The following is an 18,330-nucleotide window of genomic DNA, read 5'->3' as shown; positions in this document are numbered from 1 at the left end:
GAAAAACAACCGCCGCTGAGAGGCAGCGGCGATTACTTTAGCATTACAGGTTGGCGTCAAGAAACTCTTTCAACTGAGTTTTTGACACTGCACCAACCTTCGTTGCTGCTACACTGCCATCTTTAAACAATAGCAGAGTTGGGATACCACGGATGCCGAACTTAGGCGGTGTACCTGCGTTCTGGTCGATGTTCAGTTTTCCGATGGTGACTTTACCTGCGTATTCTTCAGCAATTTCGTCCAGAATTGGCGCGATCATTTTGCAAGGTCCACACCATTCTGCCCAAAAATCTACCAACACAGGCCCTGCAGCTTTAAGAACGTCTGCTTCAAAGCTGTCGTCGGTTAGCTGCATAATTTTGTCGCTCATCTTCTACTCCAATACATGTTTTTGTTACTGGCTAAATTGCGACCAGTAAATTATGGGACTATTTGACTGGATTCGCTTCCGTATTGCAAGCCTAAGCTGATATTCTATCCGGATGAAAATGACGCATATCACAGAGCAGAAATTTGCCGAGCTCGGCTTGCACGCCGATGTTCTTAAAAGCTTGGAGGCCAAAGGGTTTACTCAATGTACCCCTATCCAAGCCTTGGCATTGCCGGTCCTGCTCACCGGCCAAGACATTGCAGGGCAGGCGCAAACGGGGACAGGCAAAACCCTGGCGTTCCTGGCTGCGACATTTCATCATCTCCTTACCACCGATGCCCCTGCATCGCGTAAAAAGAATCAACCGCGCGCCATCATATTAGCCCCTACGCGTGAATTAGCGATTCAGATCTATAACGATGCTGAGCCGCTGCTAGCCAATACGTCGATCAGCGCAGGCCTCGCCTATGGTGGCGAAGGTTATGACAAACAGCAACAGACCCTTGAGCAAGGCGTTGATATTTTAATCGGAACTTGCGGTCGAATCATTGATTTTTACAAAAAGAAAGTGATTGATTTGCATGGCATTCAAGCCGTGGTCCTCGATGAAGCTGATCGTATGTTTGATCTCGGTTTTATCAAAGACATTCGCTTTTTGTTTAACCGCATGCCCGCCCCCGCTCAACGCTTGAACATGCTGTTTTCGGCGACCTTGTCGTATCGTGTTCAAGAGCTGGCCTTCGAGCATATGACCAACCCAGAGCATGTGGTGGTGGAGCCAGAGCAAATTACTGGCCATCGCATCAAAGAAGAGTTGTTCCAGCCATCAAACAAAGAAAAGATGCCGCTGCTGCAAACCTTGATTGAAGAAGACTGGCCTGAACGCGCGATCATTTTTGCCAACACCAAGCATCGCTGCGAGTCAATTTGGGCCCATTTAGCCGCCGATAACCATCGTGTGGGTTTGCTCACCGGGGACGTGCCTCAGAAAAAACGGGTGAAAATCCTCGAGCAATTTACTAATGGCGAGTTGGATCTGCTAGTAGCGACCGATGTCGCGGCGCGCGGGCTGCATATTCCGCAAGTGACCCATGTGTTTAATTATGATCTGCCAGACGACGCGCAAGACTATGTCCATCGTATTGGCCGTACTGGGCGCGCGGGTGCCAGTGGCAGCTCCATTAGCTTTGCCTGTGAAGACTATGCGGTAAACCTGCCCGCGATCGAAGAGTACATCGAACACAGCATCCCGGTTAGCGAGTTCGACCGCAGTGCACTGCTAAAAGATTTGCCACCGCCTAAGAAAATGGCGAAGCGTCCCAATACGCAGCGTCGCAGTAACAACAATAAAGGGGGCGGAAACAACCGTAACCGCCAACGTCGTCGTCCACAAAAGTCGGCATAAGGTTTCACGACAGATAGGTCAGAGCGCATCATGAGTGGTCACGGACATCCCACATCGACCCCGTCGCTGTACGCCGCGATTGATTTAGGCTCCAACAGCTTTCATATGCTGGTGGTGCGCCAAGTGGCGGGTAGCGTGCAAACGCTCGCGAAAATTAAGCGAAAAGTTCGTCTTGCCGCTGGCATGGACAACCAACAACAGCTGAGCGACGAAGCCATGCAGCGTGGCTGGGATTGCTTAGCTTTGTTCGCCGAGCGTTTACAAGACTTCAACGCAGACAACATTCGTGTCGTCGCCACCGCGGCCCTGCGCCGCGCCAGTAACGCCGACGCGTTTTTAGCGAAAGCCAACACCCTGCTTGGCCATCCGATTGAAATCATCTCCGGGGAAGAAGAGGCGCGGACTATTTATCAAGGGGTGGCGCATACCTCTGGCGGAGCAGGCAAGCGCTTGGTGGTCGACATCGGTGGTGCCAGCACCGAGCTTATCATCGGTGAGCAGTTTGAGCCGACCGTGCTACAAAGCCTCAACATGGGCTGTGTCACCTTTTTAGAAGACTATTTTGCCGATCGGGTGCTCAATCAATCCGCCTTCGATACTGCGATTGCTGGCGCCAAAGCCGAATTAGCCCCGCTGATAGAGCAATATGGTGCGCTCGGTTGGGATTGCTGCGTCGGTGCCAGCGGTACCGTGCAAGCACTGCAAGAGATCATGGTCACCCAAGGCATGGATGAAGTGATCACGCTAGAGAAACTTCACCGGCTACGCGATCAAGCCATTGCCTGTGGGCAAATGGACGCGCTGGACATCGAAGGCTTGACCTTAGAGCGTGCACTGGTCTTTCCCAGCGGTTTATCAATACTGATCGCTATTTTCGAGTGTTTAGAGGTGACACGCATGACCTTAGCAGGTGGGGCTCTGCGCGAGGGGTTGGTTTATGAAATGATGACCGCGATGCGCCACAGTGATATTCGCGCCCGTACCATCGCCAGCATTCAATCCCGCTATCAGCTGGATGAAGCCCACGGTATTAATGTCGCCGATACCGCTCTCGAGCTGCTCAGCCAGTGTCCTACATCCTGGGTACCAGAGTCCGAAGCAAAAAGCTTGCTTCATGCTGCCGCCTGCGTGCATGAGATTGGCTTAAGCATTGGCTTTAAGCAAGATGGTGATCATGCCGCGTATTTAATCACCCATCTCGACCTGCCCGGCTTCACCCGAGCACAGAAGCAATTAGTCGCCACCTTGCTCCGCTACTACCGAGAGCAATTGGTGTTGATTGATGGCCAGCACGCGCTATCCACCACTAGCGCCAATCGTCTGTTGCGCCTACTGCGAATTGCGGTGATCTTATGCCATCGCCGTGATAGCCGCGTCCGACCGATGATAGCGCTCACCGCCGAGGAGGATGCCCTGACCCTCCACTTGGATACCACGCTGCTCGAGGCCAGCCCCTTGCTCCGCGCAGAGCTAGAGCAAGAAGCCCTGCGCCAATCAAGCCTTGGATTACCCCTGGTCGTGCTCACTGACGAGCGTCGCGTCTAATCCTATCGGTGAATAAAAAGCCCGCACCAGTGATGATGCGGGCTTTTTTATGGAAGCGCTGACAACACTACGCTGTGGTGATCCCGCTATGACGCAGTAAGGCGTCAGGGCTTGGTTCACGCCCTCTAAAGCGTACAAACAAGTCTTTCGGTGCTTCACTGCCACCACGACTAAGAATATGATTCAGGAAGTCCTCGCCGGTGTCGCGGTTAAAGATCCCTTCTTCTTCAAAGCGCGAGTAAGCATCGCTCGACAACACCTCAGCCCATTTATAGCTGTAGTAGCCTGCGCTGTAGCCACCAGCAAAAATATGCCCAAAGGCGTGTGGGAAACGGTTCCACTCCGGGGTTGGCACGACAGAGACCTTCTCACGCACCGCACTGAGCGTTTCCATAATCCGAGGGCCCACCTCTGGGTCAAACTCGCTGAATAAACGGAAGTCGAATAAACTAAATTCGAGCTGGCGCAACATCCCCATCGCCGAGTTAAAGTTTTTAGCCGCCAGCATTTTTTCCAACATATCTTCCGGTAGGGCTTCCCCGGTTTGATAATGCCCCGAGATAAAGCTCAGTGCGTCTTGCTCCCAGCACCAGTTTTCTAAAAACTGGCTTGGTAGCTCAACCGCATCCCAAGGGACGCCATTGATCCCCGACACATCCGCCACATCGACTTGCGTCAGCATGTGGTGAATGCCATGGCCAAATTCGTGGAACAAAGTGACCACTTCGTCATGGGTAAACAGCGCCGGATCATCGCCCACTGGCGGGTTAAAGTTACAGGTTAGATATGCGACTGGCGTTTGAAGCTCGCCGTTCGCTTTGCGGCGACGGACACGACATTCATCCATCCATGCGCCACCACGTTTGTTTTCACGTGCGTACAGGTCAAGGTAGAAGCTGCCGCGCAGGGTGCCTTGGCTATCATGAATATCATAAAAGCGCACACTGTCATGCCAGGTTTCAACACCTTTGCGCTCGGTGATGGTCATACCAAACACACGATGCATGACTTCGAACAAGCCGGAGAGTACGCGTGCTTCGGGGAAATAAGGACGCAGCACTTCATCAGAGATGGTGTAACGGGCTTGCTTGAGTTTTTCACTGTAGTAAGGGATATCCCAAGGCTCGAGCACATCAACACCAAACTCTTCTTTGGCATAGGCTTTCACTTCCGCAAACTCTCGCTCACCTTGCGGACGCGCTTTATCAACCAGATCGTTTAAAAAGCCCATCACTTGGTCTGGGGTTTCCGCCATTTTGGTGGCCAGTGACAGCTCACTATAGTGATTAAAGCCGAGCAAACGCGCTAACTCATGCTTGAGGCGCAGCGACTCATTCATCAACTCTGTATTGTCCCACTGCCCCGCCTGCGGCCCACGATCAGAGGCGCGTGTGGTAAAGGCTTCATACATTTGTTGACGCAGCGCTCGGTTATCACAGTACATCATGACTGGCAGATACGAGGGGATATCCAACGTAAATAAGTAACCTGATTGCGACTTGCTCTCGGCTTGGGCTTTCGCCGCGTTGCGCGCCGACTCGGGTAACCCCGCTAATTCACTTTCATCGTTAATCAGCTTGCTCCACCCCATGGTGGCATCGAGCACATTGTTGCTAAACGATGATGACAGCTCCGACAGCCGCTTTTGAATGTCACCAAAACGGTGTTGCTGGTCGGCTGGCAGGGCAATCCCGGACAGCTCAAAGTCTTGCAACGCATCGTTAATCGCTTTTTGCTGCGCCACATCGAGAGCGGCAAACTCAGCACTGTCTTTCATCGCTTTGTATGCTTGGTACAAGCCTTTATGCTGACCACGCCAGGTAGAATATTCCGACAGCAACGCCAGGCAGCTCTCATACGCCTCGCGCAGTGGCTGACTATTGACCACCGCGTTCATATGGCTGACCGGTGACCAGATGCGGCCAAGACGATCTTCCGCCTCGGTGACGGGCACACTCACCGTATCCCAGCTTGGTTGTTCGGCGGCCGCCGCGGTATCCACCGCTTGACGACAGTCAGCAATCGCGGCTTCCACTGCCGGCTTAACATGCTCAGGCTTAATCGCCGAAAACGGAGGTAAATCCTCAAATTGAAGTAGCGGGTTGGACATAATGCCTTCCTTTTTGCTACCAGACGCTCACCCTATGAGGCCTGGAATATGAATGACAATCTGTATATGCCGTCTCTCTTTGCGCTTTTCAATCCCTCCCCATTTGCCTGGGTGTATTACGAGCGTTACAAAATGATTCTGAGACTGCTGCCTCAGTGCCGGTTTGGTATGCTATGGCGCAATGGGTCAGAGATGGTGGCTTTACAAGCGACGCCAAACACGACAAGCTGACCTCGATATCAATGCCAGAGGCACCCAGTGCCTATAAGATGGAGAAAGACATGGCAAAGCATTTCGACTACATCTGTATCGGTGGCGGCAGCGGCGGTATTGCCTCAGCCAACCGTGCTGCGATGCACGGTGCTAACGTCGCCCTTATTGAAGCAAAACACCTTGGCGGCACCTGCGTAAACGTAGGTTGTGTGCCTAAAAAAGTCATGTGGCATGGCGCCCAAGTCGCTGAAGCGCTTAACCTCTATGCATCAGACTACGGCTTTGATGTGGATGTAAAAGGCTTTAATTGGTCAACCTTAGTGGATAACCGTGAAGCCTACATCGGCCGTATTCACAACGCCTACGACAACGTACTGGGCAAAAATAATATCGATGTCATCCGTGGCTTTGCCCGCTTTGTCGACAACCACACGGTGGAAGTGGATGGCGAGCACTATACCGCCGATCATTTTTTGATCGCAGTCGGCGGCACGCCCACGATTCCAAATATTCCGGGGGCAGAATTAGGGATCGACTCCGATGGCTTCTTTGCCCTCCCCGAGCAGCCTAAACGCGTGGCCGTAGTCGGTGCCGGTTACATCGCGGTCGAAATCGCCGGTGTACTGCATGCCTTGGGCTCTGATACCCACTTGTTTGTGCGTAAAGATCGCCCACTGCGCACCTTCGACCCCATGGTGACCGACACCTTGGTCGAAGTGATGGAAAAAGAAGGCCCTACCCTTCACACCCAACATGTGCCCGTGTCGGTCACAGAGGAAAGTGATGGTAGCCTGACTCTGGCCTTTGAAAACGGCACCACCCACAATACGGACACCCTGATTTGGGCGATTGGCCGCCATCCGACCACGGATAAAATTAACCTCGGCGCGACCGACGTGCAGACTACGGCCGATGGCTACATCAAGGTTGACCCCTATCAGACCACCAGCGTCCCGCACATTCACTGTGTCGGTGATATTATGGATGGCGGCATTGAGCTGACGCCAGTCGCCGTCAAATCCGGGCGCTTGCTCTCAGAGCGTCTGTTTAACGGCCAAACGCATGCCAAAATGGACTATGATTTGGTTCCCACCGTAGTCTTTAGCCACCCGCCAATCGGCACCATTGGTTTGAGCGAGCCAGAGGCACGCGCCAAGTACGGCGATGATAACGTTAAGGTCTATACCTCCAGCTTTGCGGCCATGTACACCGCGGTTACTCAGCACCGTCAACCTTGTAAGATGAAACTGGTTTGCGCGGGCGATGAAGAAAAAGTGGTCGGTCTGCACGGTATTGGCTTTACCGTTGATGAAATGATTCAAGGTTTTGCGGTAGCGATGAAGATGGGCGCCACCAAAGCAGACTTTGATAGTGTGGTCGCGATTCACCCTACCGGGTCAGAAGAGTTTGTCACCATGCGCTAAACCGCATAAGACAGGCTGGTAATAAAACGCCGTGTCGACACACGGCGTTTTTTATAGGTCACTCGCGAGCATGATAAGACAGGCGACTAGTGAGTGAGTTGCGCGCAAAATCGTGCCAAGCCTTCTTTAACATCCGCTAACGCGGCAGCCGCTTGTTCAGCAGCCTCCTGCTTGGCCGCTTGCTCGAGCGTCAATGCTTGCTGATGCAGCTCGAGCGCGGCAAGGTTGCCCGCACTGCCTTTCATCTTATGTGCTTCGCGCGCCAAGGCGGCATAGTCGGCATTGGCAAGCTGCTTTTCCATGCTTGGCAGTTGTTGCTCACTTTCTTCAACAAAAATACTGCAAGCCTCATCAAGAAGCGCCGGGCTATCCATTAGCCGGCTTAAGGCTTCTTCTTTATCCCAAACCGATACGTCGGCTTTTCCTTGATTGACACTCATGATGGACCCTTTGTACTGATAGACCGATGTGCCACGAGGGCGGATTGATGGCTTTGCCACCACCTTGTTTCTAATCGTTACTAAGCTTAACTGTCTACGTCTAGCACATTGAGAATGTGGCTAAACTCAGGCTCAATCATGCTCGCTTTTCCCCCAATTCATAACAAAGAAGTGAGTGCAGAACATGATGGATATGTTGCCTTGGCTAATCGTTTCTGGCCTGATCATCTCAGTCATTACCGGACTGCTGACCGTACTGATGGTCAAAGGCCTCGACTAAGCCCGCTAAGGCTCCCTAGTTCGCTATGGAGCCTTTATTTTTCCTTCCGTTTTTTCGCTTTCTTTTTTTCTTTGTTCGCTTTTTTGCCCTTTTTATCTTTCTTGTCCGCTTTCTTCTTGGCTTTTTTCGCTTTTTTAGTGCTTTCACTGGTAAGAGGCACAGGGCGACAGAGGTAGCCTTTTTCACTGGCGACTCGCGCACACTTGCTGCAAGCCGCTCGCGGTGGCGTGGTAATCGATGCGAGCGCACTTAAGTTGGCCTCTACCTCACCCCGTCGCCACTTACACAAAGACTTCGCCATTTACGCCTCCGCACTTAACGCTGCGTTGATGTACATGTCAAAGCGGTTTTTCTTGGTAGTAATACTAGAGTGTGGTGGCGTTGCCGCCAAGGGCTCAGCATAATCTGGACGCTTCACCACTACGCGGCTGCGCGCGAGCTGGCACGCAGGCGCTAACAAGGCATCGGCGTCCGTGTCAGCGCCCACCAAAGCCTGGAACACACGCATTTCTTTTTTCACCAACGCGGTTTTTTTCTTGTGCGGATACATGGGGTCTAAGTAGACCACATCAGGTCGTTGCAGCCCGGGAGTCTGTGCCATATCAGTGAGTGCTTGCGCACTACTGGCATGCAGCAGTGTCATCCGTGATTGCATCCAGGTACCAATCTCAGTGTCTTGGTAGGCGCGCTGTAACCCATCATCGAGCAGCGCGGCGACCACTGGATGCCGCTCAATCATCTGCACCTGACAGCCTAAGGATGCTAATACAAACGCATCACGCCCCAAGCCAGCCGTGGCATCCAACACCCGTGGCGTGACCCCTTTGTTGAGCCCCACCGCCTTGGCAATGGCTTGCCCTTTGCCACCGCCGAACTTACGCCGATGGCCGACCGCACCGCCAACAAAGTCCACATACACAGCGCCTAACTTAGGCTCATCCTGTTTGCGCAGCTCAAGGCGTGTCGCGGTCATGATCAACGCCAATGACGAGTCAGGTGTGTGTGTCAGTGACCACTTTCTTTTTAATCCCTCAAATTGCTCGGATTTGTCAGGGGCGTCGCAAATCAAACTGAGTTGCACATTGGCTCTCCGCGGCTGGTTATGCGCCGAGTATATCAGAGATGGATTTTTTCCTTCATCGTCTCTCGACGTGCCGACCAATTTTTTACCTGCTCACCCAAGGGCGTGGGTACGCTAAAGTGATAGCCTTGGGCATAATCCACATCCAATGCGCGCAGTTTATTGAGAATATGTGCATTTTCCACAAACTCCGCCACGGTTTGTTTCCCCATTTGCTTGGCCAGATCATTAATAGCTTTCACCATCGCATAATCGGTGTCATCGGTGGCGATATCGCGAATAAATTGCCCATCGATCTTAATGATATCGACCGGCAAGCGCTTCAAGTATCCAAACGACGAAATCCCCGCGCCAAAGTCATCCAAGGCAATCACGCACCCCAAGGCTTTTAGCTGCGAGAAAAGCTCGATCGCACTGCTCATGTTGGTAATAGCCGCGGTTTCAGTGATCTCCAGACAGATGCACTCGCTAGGCACTTGGGTTTGCTTAATCGCGGCGATTAAGAAGGTGACAAAATCCTTTTGAGTGATCGACCGTCCCGACAGGTTAATCGACACTTTACCCAGCTTAGCAATTTGATCCGGGTGGGCATCAAACCACGCTAGGGTTTTGGTCACCACCACGGTGTCCAGTTGATGCGCCATGTTGTAACGTTCGGCCGCTGGGATAAACATGCTCGGCGGCAACCAACCGCCTTGGGTATCGCGCATCCTTACCAAGGCTTCAATGTAGAGCGTATCTTGCCTACCCGGTCGAATATCGACGATCTGCTGTGCATAGATATCAAAGCGGTCGTGGGCAATGGCATCATGAATGTGGCTGACATACGCCATTTCTTGCTCGCGACGTTGCAGCTCTTCATCATCCGGGTGATAAAGATGTAAGCGGTTACGCCCTTCGTCTTTGGCGGCATAGCAGGCGGTATCCGCTTGCGCATGCACTTGCTGCGGCGAACCGGCGGTGCGATCCAGAAGGCGAATACCCAATGAGCATGCTAAGCGCATACGGCTGCCGTGCCAGAAAAACTCACTGTCCGCCAAGGTTGCCAGGAGTTGGTGCCCCCAAGCCAGCGCGCGTTCGGCCGAGTGATGATAGGCAATCACGCCAAATTCATCGCCCCCGAGTCGCGATAAGACCGCACCTGTTGGCAGATGTTGCTGGATAATCTGCGCCACTTGTTTGAGCGCCTCGTCCCCTGCTTCATGTCCGGCGGTGTCGTTAATCAGCTTAAATTGATCCATATCGATGTAGTACATCGCGTGACACTGATCTTCCTCTCGCGCTTGTAACAGCGCGGCGGCGAGCTTTTGCTCAAAATAGCTACGATTATACAGCCCCGTTAAGTAGTCGTGATGGGCTTGATAGGTCAGCTGGTTTTCCATTTCTCGATGCGCAGTGATGTCTTCGCCCACTACCAGCAACTGCGTCTGATTATGCATCGCGCGCACGGTTTCACGCACCCACAAGGTATGACCATTGCCCGCACGATACGGGATCTCACGCCGCCATACCTGCTCTTGGTTGTTGTGATCGCGTTTAATCATTCGATGAGGAGGCACTTGATGCTCGACATATAAAGTGGTGATCTTGTGCCCTAATAAGGCGGCTTTTTCATAACCAAACAGATCAGCGGCATACTGATTAAGCGATTGAATACGTGCTTGGTAATCAATGGTTAATAGGATCACAGGTTGCTGTTCATACAACATGCGGTATTCAATTTCGCTTCGTTGTAGCCTCTCTTCGGTTTGTTTGCGCTGGGTAATATCACGGGCCTCTAACAGGACGCGCCGTTGGCCATTTTCGCTGGGAAAACCCTTGACGGCTACATCCAAGATCACCTCACGATGCGCTTCACTGAGGCAAAGCTCAAAGCGGCGAGGTTGAGAGAAATCGGTGAGGTTGAGGTACTCCTCCAGGCGAGCGGGGTTACGCCAAATCGGCCAGAACCACAAAGGTCGTCCACGATAAGGGTGACTTACGCTGATTAATTGATTAAAACTGGCATTGCCTGAGAGCAAGATCCCGTTCTCATCCAACAGCGCAATAAACTGGTTACTTTGGTCAAAAATGCCTTTAAGCATCGCTCGGTGACGCTTTAACGCTGACTCATTGCGACGTAACTGGCGAATATTGGCACCGAGCATGGCAATCACGCTTCCCAATACCAACACCGCCAATGCCACGGCTTGAAACGCAACTTGGTGCTTTAGCCACAGCGGCTGAGGCTTATTGATCACCACAGCGTCTTCGATGGCGCTCACATCCACGCCCCAATCTTTCAGTACGGGGTAATCGAATAACGTCAGGTTAGTACTGTCTCGCTCAGGAGGAAGCTTGCCCGCCAGTACATCCAACAGTAGCTGACCTTGGTGCTGACCTTGAGTTTTACCATCGATGACAATGCCCCCGATCACGCCCTGACCCAGCATAAAGCTCATCGCACCATAAATTGGCACGGGCGCGTTTTGGATCAGTGAGTTGATGCCACTGAGCCTATCGAGAAAGGTGCCATTTTTATCGCGAAAGTAGGATAAATAATATACCGCCTCGCCCGGCTGCATCGCTTGAATGCGGTCATGCAACGCTTGGAAAGAGAGGCTAGATAGCCTGACAACCTCAACACCCGCGTTACCATCGTTTCTCAGCTGAGCTTTCACCACATTCCAATACTGACGACTGGAAAAGGTCTCATCGAGCAGTACGTACACCCGCTTTAAATCTGGGTGTAAGCGCTTCATTAACGACAAGTTGCGCGGTAAGTCTATTTCTTCTTTCACCCCAGTGACCTTGGGCAACAAGGAGTAGTGTTGACGACCAAAGTTATTGAGCCCCGCATACACCACCGGTGTATCGCCCACGTACTCGTGCAGCTCATGGATGAGCCAGAGTGCGGCATTATCCGTGGTGAGAATGGCATCAAAATCATGGTTGGTCAGTTTATGGATATAAACATCTTTAAGCTGTTCGCGATAGGCATCCGATTGGTAGCGTTTACTTTCTAGGTAGGAATGCTGGAAGGCGATCTCTTCGCCTTGTGTCGCCGTTTCCAACCCTTCAACCAACGCCTGATTCCAAAAAAAGCCAGGATGATAGGAATGCACCACCAGCACATCTTTTTGTGCGGCATTGACGCTACTGGCGATAAGCAGTAATAAACCACCGAAAACGTATTTGATCCCCACATCCCCTTCCTGTTGGTTTGTTGGTATCTTGCTAAACAACGCGATACCCTACATTAGGCGTTAACGAAGTAGCTAAGCAACCGCGTTAACGAAAAGTCTGGCCATGCTATAACAAAAAGATTAAAACAATGAACGAGTTGCCAAAATTAGATGACCTAGATCGCCGTATTCTCTCTACCCTGTTGGATGACGCTCGCGTCCCTTACGCAGAAATGGCCAAGCGCTTTAATGTCAGTCCCGCCACGGTTCACGTGCGGGTTGAGAAAATGAAAGCCGCGGGCATCATCGAAGGCACGGAAATATTGGTCAATACCAAAAAACTCGGCTACGACGTGTGCTGCTTTATCGGTATCAACCTTAAAGCGGCGCGGGATTACCACTCGGCGCTAGACAAACTCAATCAGCTCGACGAGGTAGTAGAAGCCTACTACACCACGGGGGCCTATAATATTTTCGTTAAGCTCATGTGTCGCTCTATCGAAGAGTTACAGTTTGTGTTGATTGACAAGCTACAAGCCATCGACGAAGTGCAATCCACCGAAACACTGATCTCACTACAGAACCCCATTAACCGCAATGTGATCCCTTAAATTTTGTGGGGTTATACTGGGCAGGCTAAAAAAACGCCCTTGCTCGGGGCAAGGGCGCTGTCATAAAAGGAGAGTTAACCGACCGTCTCTTCCGGTCTGGGAGGTAAAGTAGCGCCAGCGTCTTCCGCTAACCACTCGGCCACTTGCTTAGCAAAGTAGGTGAGGATCCCGTCTGCACCCGCTCGCTTAAAGCACAATAGTGATTCCATCACCGTCTCGCGCTCTTTTAGCCAACCATTATCGATTGCCGCTTTGTGCATCGCATATTCACCCGATACTTGATAGGCAAACGTCGGCACCTTAAGCTCATTCTTTACCCGGCGTACCACATCCAAATACGGCATCCCGGGTTTAACCATCACGGTATCCGCCCCTTCAGCAATATCCATCGCCACTTCGTGCAAGGCTTCATCACTGTTGGCCGGATCCATTTGATAGTTGGCTTTGTTACCGCCTTTCAGGTTCGCCGCCGAGCCTAATGCATCGCGAAACGGGCCATAGTAATTGGACGCATACTTGGCAGAGTACGCCATGATCTGGGTATTGATATGACCATTGGCTTCCAACGACTCACGAATACGACCAATTCGTCCATCCATCATGTCGGAAGGCGCGACAATATCGACGCTCGCTTCGGCATGAGATAGGGCTTGCTTGATCAGTACCTCGGTGGTGGGCTCGTTCATCACATAGCCGTCTTCATCAATGATCCCGTCTTGGCCGTGCACAGTGTAAGGGTCTAGCGCCACATCAGTGATCACGCCCATTTGCGGGACATGCTCTTTGAGTAAGCGCACCGCACGGGGCACTAACCCTTCGGGGTTAAATGCCTCCGAGGCACAGCTGGTTTTAAACTCTTTCGGGATCACAGGAAACAGAGCGATGGCAGGGACACCTAGCTTGGCCAGGTAATCCGCTTCATGGAGCAATAAATCAATCGAGAGTCGCTCGATGCCGGGCATGGATGCCACTGGCTCACGACGATTCTTACCCATCAGCACAAAGACCGGGTAGATTAAATCGCTTGCGGACAATGAATGTTCCGCCACCATACGGCGGCTAAAGTCAGTTTTGCGTGTACGACGCAGGCGTCGAGCAGGAAAGGCGCCTTGAATGGATACGGTCACTGTATCCTCCTTTAAGTTGCAGACCTGGGCTTTGGGGCAGCGAACTGCCTCGTGTAGTGTTCACCCAGTCACTGAATCGAAAAGCAGCGCTGAGTGTTTTTTATTGTACAATCAATAATATGTTCGACAGGCTGTTGGCGCAATCGTGCCACTGTTTGGGCAATGTGTGGCAAATATTTCGGCTCATTGCGACTGCGCTTAGGTCGCGGCCGTATATCGCGAGGCTGTAAATACGGTGAATCGGTTTCTATCATCAGCCTATCATCGGGCAACCAGCTTACCTGTTGCTGCAGCTGCTGTCCGCGGCGCTCGTCGCATAGCCACCCCGTCACCCCTATATATAAGCCGGCATCGAGGCAATCGCGCAGTGCACGGTCATCGCCGGTAAAACAATGCAGTACCGCTGCGGGCAGTTTGTCGAGCCATGGCCGCAAAATGGCGAACCAGCGATCGTGGGCATCACGACAGTGCATAAACACTGGCATCGACAACTCAGCCGCTAGCGCAAGCTGCGCCTCAAACACCGCTTCTTGTTGCGGCCGCGGCGAAAAATCGCGATTGAAATCGAGCCCACACTCACCGATCGCCACCACCTCGGGACGCTGCGCGAATTGCTCAATAGCGCTTAAATCTGTCGCCTCGACCGATTTGGCATCATGCGGATGAACCCCCGCTGTGGCATAGGCAAAACCAGGATAAGACCTCGCTAGCGCGGCGGCCGCTTGGCTTTCTTCAACACTGGTGCCGGTCAGAATCATGCCAGTGACGCCCGCCTGTTTGGCATCAGCCACCACGGTGTCTCTGTCTTGATCAAACCGTGCGCTGGTCAGGTTGACACCAATATCGATCATTCGCTGGCCTCCTCGGATTCTGATTTTTCACGTGGGACGTAAAAACGCGACAGCACCACGCCCAGCTCGAACAGCAAGCACATAGGAATAGCCAGCAGGGTTTGTGAAATCATATCCGGTGGTGTCAGCATCATCCCCACCACAAACGCAGCTACAATCACATAGGGCCGCTTGCGGGTTAAGCTTTGTGCCGTGGTCGCCCCTGTCCAAACCAGCAGTATAATCGCGATAGGGATCTCAAAGGCAATGCCAAAGGCGAGAAACAGCGCCAAGATAAAGTCGAGATAACTGGCAATATCGGTTGCCACTTGCACTCCTTCTGGCGCGATAGAGGTGAAAAAGCCAAAGACCAATGGCAGCACAACCCAATACGCAAACGCCACGCCCGCGTAAAACAGCAATGAACTGGAAACCAAAAGCGGCATCACCAACCGCTTTTCGTGCTTATAGAGGCCGGGGGCCACGAACGCCCAGATTTGGTAAAGCACCACAGGGATGGCCACGAATACCGATATCACTAGCGTAAGCTTAATGGGGGTAAAAAAGGGTGAGGCCACATCGGTGGCGATCATGCTCGCCCCTTCGGGCAGTTTGTCGATCAGCGGTTGGGCTATCAGACTGTAAATATCATTGGCGAAATACACCAAGCAGGCAAACACCACCAAGATGGCGATAATTGCGCGCAGCAGGCGGTTGCGAAGCTCCATCAAGTGGCTGATAAGAGGCTGAGTATCGTTTACAGACATAGTGGTTTGTTCACCGAAAACATAAAGCGTCGGGCTCGTTATCGCTTATCCGTTGATGGCGCATCGTCGCCTTCATCTGGGTGATGAGAAGCAGGTGATGCTGCATAAGGGCGTTGTACATCCGCCGCGCGTTGACGTAGGGTGTCGACCGACTCTTGTAACTCAGGTGACAAATCTTTCATCCCCGCTTGTTCGGCCTTATGTAAGTTGTCCTGGAGCTCTTTGAGTTTGAGCTCTTGCTCAAGCTCATCACGGACGGAGCCTGCCATCCGTTTCGCCGCCCCCACCCAGCGCGACACATTGCGTATCGCGACCGGTAATCGCTCCGGGCCAAGCACCACGAGGCCAATAATGGCAATCAGCACTAGCTCCCAGAAACCAATATCAAACACGGCTTACACCTGCTCTTTATCTTTGCGTGCTTGCTCTTTTTTCGACGCGTCGCTATCACTGCAATCCAACGACTGCTGCTGAAAATCCGCATCTTTGTCAGTGGTCTTTGCGTCGTCATCGTTCATCGCTTTTTTAAAGCCTTTGACCGCCGAGCCAAGATCGCCGCCCATGTTGCGCAGCTTCTTAGTGCCAAATAACAACACCACAATCACCGCAATGATCAGCAACTGCCAAATACTAATTCCACCCATACCGGTTCCCTTTCTTCCGTTTGGTTAACTTGATGTGCGCAGCAGTGTAACTGCTATTTATTACAAGTTTTATTACAAAGTCGCCAGCCCCACAACCAAAAGATCACCGCACCTGTGGCAGCGACGCCCGGCAAGGTCTCGACATGATTGGCGAACAAAATGGTCGCCGTCAGCAGCAAGGTGGCACCAATGCCGAGCATGTAGGTGGCGCGTGAATGACGTTGCCGGGTTTGCAAATAACCATGATAGTAAGCATCGAGCCGTTGGTTAATTTGTCGCCCTTGGCGCAATCCGTCATACACCAGCTCTGGGATCTCAGGTAACTTCTCGGCCCAAAATGGCGCTTTCTCTTTGACCGCTGCCCAAACCGCTTGGGGCCCCACTTGCTGTTTCATCCACGACTCTAAAAACGGCTTGGCCGTGGTCCACAAATCTAACTGCGGATAGAGCTGACGCCCAAGCCCTTCAATGTAGAGTAAGGTTTTTTGCAACAACACCAGCTGCGGCTGCACTTCCATATTAAACCGACGCGCGGTGTTGAAGAGGTTTAATAACACATTACCGAACGAGATTTCGCACAGTGGCTTTTCGAAAATGGGCTCACACACGGTGCGAATGGCAAATTCAAAATCATCCACGTTGGTGTCGTGCGGGACCCAGCCAGAGTCGACGTGCAATTCGGCCACTTTGCGGTAATCGCGGTTAAAAAAGGCGATAAAGTTTTCCGCCAAATAGCGTTTATCGTCGCGATTTAAGGTGCCGACAATCCCGCAATCCAGCCCAATCCACTGCGGGTCATCCGGGTGCTCGTAGGAGACAAACACGTTGCCCGGGTGCATATCCGCATGGAAAAAGCTGTCACGAAACACCTGGGTAAAGAAGACCTCCACCCCGCGCTCAGCCAGCAGCTTCATATCCGTGCCATTGGCTTGTAGCGCCTCGATATCCGACACTTGAATGCCATAGATTCGCTCAGACACCATCACGTCTTTGCGGCAGTAATCGCTGAACACTTCGGGCACATACAGCGCTGGGTCGTTTTCAAAGTTGCGGCGCAGCTGAATGGTATTGGCCGCTTCGCGCATTAAGTCCAGCTCATCGAGCAAGGTTTTTTCATACTCACGGATGACTTCGACCGGTTTTAACCGACGCGCATCGGGCAGAAAGCGCGCCACCAACCGTGCCACACGATACATCAGTCGCAAGTCGGCTTGGATCACCGGCAAAATATCGGGACGGATCACCTTCAGCACCACTTCGCGGCCGTTCGATTTGAGGGTAGCGGTATGCACTTGCGCGATTGAGGCGGAGGCGAGCGGATTGGGGTCAAAATCGCTGAACCAGGTTTCCAGTGGGCCGCCTAACGAGGCTTCGATTTGCGCTTTGGCTTTGTGGCCATCAAACGGTGCCACCTTATCTTGCAGTTGCGCCAGCTCGTTGGCGATATCACCCGGAAAGAGATCGCGGCGCGTCGACATCATTTGCCCAAGCTTTACCCATACCGGGCCCAAGCTTTGTAAGGCCAACCGTAAACGTTCTCCTACCGGCTTATCTGGGTGCTGATTTTTCAGCCAAAACAGTGATTGACGACCAAGATGCGCCAGCCGAGTTAACGGCTGTTTGGGCAACAAGGCATCGACACCGTACAGCAGTAAGGTGCGGATGATAAAATACAAGCGACGAATTTCATTGAGCGTCATGCAGACTCCACCCGTTCTACCAACTGCTTAACCCTGGCTTCCAATCGCGCGACATCGCTGCGCAATTCGTCCACTTGGTCACTGTAAGCGGCCACTTCAAGCGCCCCTGGCGCTAAACGCCACTCTTCAGTAATCACATCCCCCGCATAGCGCTGTTGTCGCTGAGCCAATTGTTGCAGTTGTTGCCAGCGCTGCTGGGCGTGACTCACCACTGTGTGGGCAATCACATCGCCAGTATACGGTGCCAACCACTCTGCCACATCCAGCTCGATACCGCTGAGCAACTGAGAAAACTGCTGCGCCACGTCAATATCGCCATCAAGCGTGAGTTTATCCGCTTTGATTAGCGCGGTTAAATTGGCCTTTTGCTGTAACTGCGGCAATGCCGATAGCGATAACGACAAATTAGCATCACGCTCACCCTCATAATGGCTGAGTACATCAATGCGTTGGTCGAAGATAAAAATTAGTTGGCGATCAATCTCTTGGAGTGTAACACCGATACAACGCCCTTTTAGACGCGCAAGGCGACGCTGGCTATCGGCATCTTTGGCAATCACCGCATTAAGCGCTGTTTCCAGGGCCGCGCATAAAAGTGAATCAAGCGCCATGTGGGCTC

At 52.4% G+C, this 18,330-nt stretch carries 17 protein-coding genes; 4 read left to right on the top strand and 13 right to left on the bottom strand.

Features of this window, described 5'->3' with window-relative positions; all coding sequences use genetic code 11:
* Positions 1 to 43 precede the first annotated feature (43 nt).
* A complete protein-coding gene (trxA, locus tag C7A19_RS06685) occupies positions 44 to 370 on the bottom strand; it encodes a thioredoxin TrxA (protein ID WP_021022211.1) in 327 nt (108 codons plus the stop codon).
* A 112-nt stretch (positions 371 to 482) separates the two neighbouring features.
* Between trxA and rhlB the strand changes: the two genes are divergently transcribed.
* Together rhlB and gppA are read left to right on the top strand one after the other, a co-directional pair.
* The gene (gene rhlB, locus C7A19_RS06680; protein ID WP_069361798.1) at positions 483 to 1,775 is read left to right on the top strand and encodes an ATP-dependent RNA helicase RhlB; all 1,293 of its coding nucleotides are present in this window, start codon (positions 483 to 485) and stop codon (positions 1,773 to 1,775) included.
* Positions 1,776 to 1,805: 30 nt separating this feature from the next.
* Entirely contained in the window at positions 1,806 to 3,320 is a 1,515-nt protein-coding gene (gppA, locus tag C7A19_RS06675) for a guanosine-5'-triphosphate,3'-diphosphate diphosphatase (RefSeq protein ID WP_077659758.1), read from the top strand.
* A 67-nt stretch (positions 3,321 to 3,387) separates the two neighbouring features.
* Here gppA and prlC read toward each other — a convergent pair whose 3' ends face one another.
* On the bottom strand, positions 3,388 to 5,430 hold the full coding sequence (gene prlC, locus C7A19_RS06670) for an oligopeptidase A (RefSeq protein WP_116644505.1): 2,043 nt from the start codon (positions 5,428 to 5,430) through the stop codon (positions 3,388 to 3,390).
* 281 nt (positions 5,431 to 5,711) lie between these two features.
* On the opposite strand from prlC, the gene gorA reads away from it, so the two are divergent.
* Positions 5,712 to 7,067 (top strand): glutathione-disulfide reductase, encoded by a 1,356-nt coding sequence (gorA, locus tag C7A19_RS06660; protein WP_069361801.1) that lies wholly within the window; start codon positions 5,712 to 5,714, stop codon positions 7,065 to 7,067.
* A gap of 86 nt (positions 7,068 to 7,153) precedes the next feature.
* Here gorA and C7A19_RS06655 read toward each other — a convergent pair whose 3' ends face one another.
* From C7A19_RS06655 to C7A19_RS06640, 4 genes are all read right to left on the bottom strand, one after another.
* Positions 7,154 to 7,507: an Hpt domain-containing protein gene (locus C7A19_RS06655; protein ID WP_077456850.1), complete on the bottom strand. Its 354-nt coding sequence runs from the start codon at positions 7,505 to 7,507 to the stop codon at positions 7,154 to 7,156.
* 314 nt (positions 7,508 to 7,821) lie between these two features.
* Entirely contained in the window at positions 7,822 to 8,088 is a 267-nt protein-coding gene (locus C7A19_RS06650) for a hypothetical protein (protein WP_116644504.1), read from the bottom strand.
* Positions 8,089 to 8,868, bottom strand: coding sequence for a class I SAM-dependent methyltransferase (locus C7A19_RS06645; protein WP_116644503.1), 780 nt, complete (start codon positions 8,866 to 8,868; stop codon positions 8,089 to 8,091).
* Between the two features lie 35 nt (positions 8,869 to 8,903).
* Complete coding sequence (locus tag C7A19_RS06640; protein WP_235614272.1) at positions 8,904 to 12,092, bottom strand: ABC transporter substrate binding protein; 3,189 nt, start codon at positions 12,090 to 12,092, stop codon at positions 8,904 to 8,906.
* Between the two features lie 89 nt (positions 12,093 to 12,181).
* Here C7A19_RS06640 and asnC point away from each other — a divergent pair, with 89 nt between their 5' ends.
* On the top strand, positions 12,182 to 12,643 hold the full coding sequence (asnC, locus tag C7A19_RS06635; RefSeq protein ID WP_074213846.1) for a transcriptional regulator AsnC: 462 nt from the start codon (positions 12,182 to 12,184) through the stop codon (positions 12,641 to 12,643).
* 74 nt (positions 12,644 to 12,717) lie between these two features.
* Here asnC and hemB read toward each other — a convergent pair whose 3' ends face one another.
* The 7 genes from hemB to C7A19_RS06600 form a co-directional block, all read right to left on the bottom strand.
* Positions 12,718 to 13,770 carry a porphobilinogen synthase gene (gene hemB, locus C7A19_RS06630; protein WP_116644502.1) on the bottom strand — a complete coding sequence of 351 codons (1,053 nt, stop codon included), beginning with the start codon at positions 13,768 to 13,770 and terminating at the stop codon, positions 12,718 to 12,720.
* A gap of 68 nt (positions 13,771 to 13,838) precedes the next feature.
* Positions 13,839 to 14,621, bottom strand: a complete 783-nt coding sequence (locus tag C7A19_RS06625) for a TatD family hydrolase (protein ID WP_116644501.1) — start codon at positions 14,619 to 14,621, stop codon at positions 13,839 to 13,841.
* Positions 14,618 to 15,367 carry a twin-arginine translocase subunit TatC gene (tatC, locus tag C7A19_RS06620; RefSeq protein WP_116644500.1) on the bottom strand — a complete coding sequence of 250 codons (750 nt, stop codon included), beginning with the start codon at positions 15,365 to 15,367 and terminating at the stop codon, positions 14,618 to 14,620. Before tatC ends, C7A19_RS06625 begins: the two co-directional genes overlap by 4 nt.
* Positions 15,368 to 15,405: 38 nt before the next feature.
* On the bottom strand, positions 15,406 to 15,759 hold the full coding sequence (tatB, locus tag C7A19_RS06615) for a Sec-independent protein translocase protein TatB (RefSeq protein ID WP_069361809.1): 354 nt from the start codon (positions 15,757 to 15,759) through the stop codon (positions 15,406 to 15,408).
* 3 nt (positions 15,760 to 15,762) lie between these two features.
* The gene (gene tatA / locus C7A19_RS06610; RefSeq protein WP_116644499.1) at positions 15,763 to 16,011 is read right to left on the bottom strand and encodes a Sec-independent protein translocase subunit TatA; all 249 of its coding nucleotides are present in this window, start codon (positions 16,009 to 16,011) and stop codon (positions 15,763 to 15,765) included.
* 53 nt (positions 16,012 to 16,064) lie between these two features.
* Positions 16,065 to 17,711: a ubiquinone biosynthesis regulatory protein kinase UbiB gene (gene ubiB, locus C7A19_RS06605; RefSeq protein ID WP_077659754.1), complete on the bottom strand. Its 1,647-nt coding sequence runs from the start codon at positions 17,709 to 17,711 to the stop codon at positions 16,065 to 16,067.
* Complete coding sequence (locus C7A19_RS06600) at positions 17,708 to 18,322, bottom strand: SCP2 sterol-binding domain-containing protein (RefSeq protein WP_116644498.1); 615 nt, start codon at positions 18,320 to 18,322, stop codon at positions 17,708 to 17,710. Before C7A19_RS06600 ends, ubiB begins: the two co-directional genes overlap by 4 nt.
* Positions 18,323 to 18,330: the final 8 nt, after the last annotated feature.

The organism is Salinivibrio sp. HTSP, assembly GCF_003390965.1.
Classification (GTDB): Bacteria; Pseudomonadota; Gammaproteobacteria; order Enterobacterales; family Vibrionaceae; genus Salinivibrio; species Salinivibrio kushneri.
The sequence above is the reverse complement of the archived record's forward strand: the minus strand, read 5'-3'. Positions and strand labels throughout refer to the sequence as shown.

Bases quoted from the DNA above. Each gene is read 5' to 3' on its own strand.
- trxA (WP_021022211.1), bottom strand. From the start codon at position 370: ATGAGCGACAAAATTATGCAGCTAACCGACGACAGCTTTGAAGCAGAC.
- rhlB (WP_069361798.1), top strand. From the start codon at position 483: ATGAAAATGACGCATATCACAGAGCAGAAATTTGCCGAGCTCGGCTTG.
- gppA (WP_077659758.1), top strand. From the start codon at position 1,806: ATGAGTGGTCACGGACATCCCACATCGACCCCGTCGCTGTACGCCGCG.
- prlC (WP_116644505.1), bottom strand. From the start codon at position 5,430: ATGTCCAACCCGCTACTTCAATTTGAGGATTTACCTCCGTTTTCGGCG.
- gorA (WP_069361801.1), top strand. From the start codon at position 5,712: ATGGCAAAGCATTTCGACTACATCTGTATCGGTGGCGGCAGCGGCGGT.
- C7A19_RS06655 (WP_077456850.1), bottom strand. From the start codon at position 7,507: ATGAGTGTCAATCAAGGAAAAGCCGACGTATCGGTTTGGGATAAAGAA.
- C7A19_RS06650 (WP_116644504.1), bottom strand. From the start codon at position 8,088: ATGGCGAAGTCTTTGTGTAAGTGGCGACGGGGTGAGGTAGAGGCCAAC.
- asnC (WP_074213846.1), top strand. From the start codon at position 12,182: ATGAACGAGTTGCCAAAATTAGATGACCTAGATCGCCGTATTCTCTCT.
- C7A19_RS06625 (WP_116644501.1), bottom strand. From the start codon at position 14,621: ATGATCGATATTGGTGTCAACCTGACCAGCGCACGGTTTGATCAAGAC.
- tatC (WP_116644500.1), bottom strand. From the start codon at position 15,367: ATGTCTGTAAACGATACTCAGCCTCTTATCAGCCACTTGATGGAGCTT.
- tatA (WP_116644499.1), bottom strand. From the start codon at position 16,011: ATGGGTGGAATTAGTATTTGGCAGTTGCTGATCATTGCGGTGATTGTG.
- ubiB (WP_077659754.1), bottom strand. From the start codon at position 17,711: ATGACGCTCAATGAAATTCGTCGCTTGTATTTTATCATCCGCACCTTA.
- C7A19_RS06600 (WP_116644498.1), bottom strand. From the start codon at position 18,322: ATGGCGCTTGATTCACTTTTATGCGCGGCCCTGGAAACAGCGCTTAAT.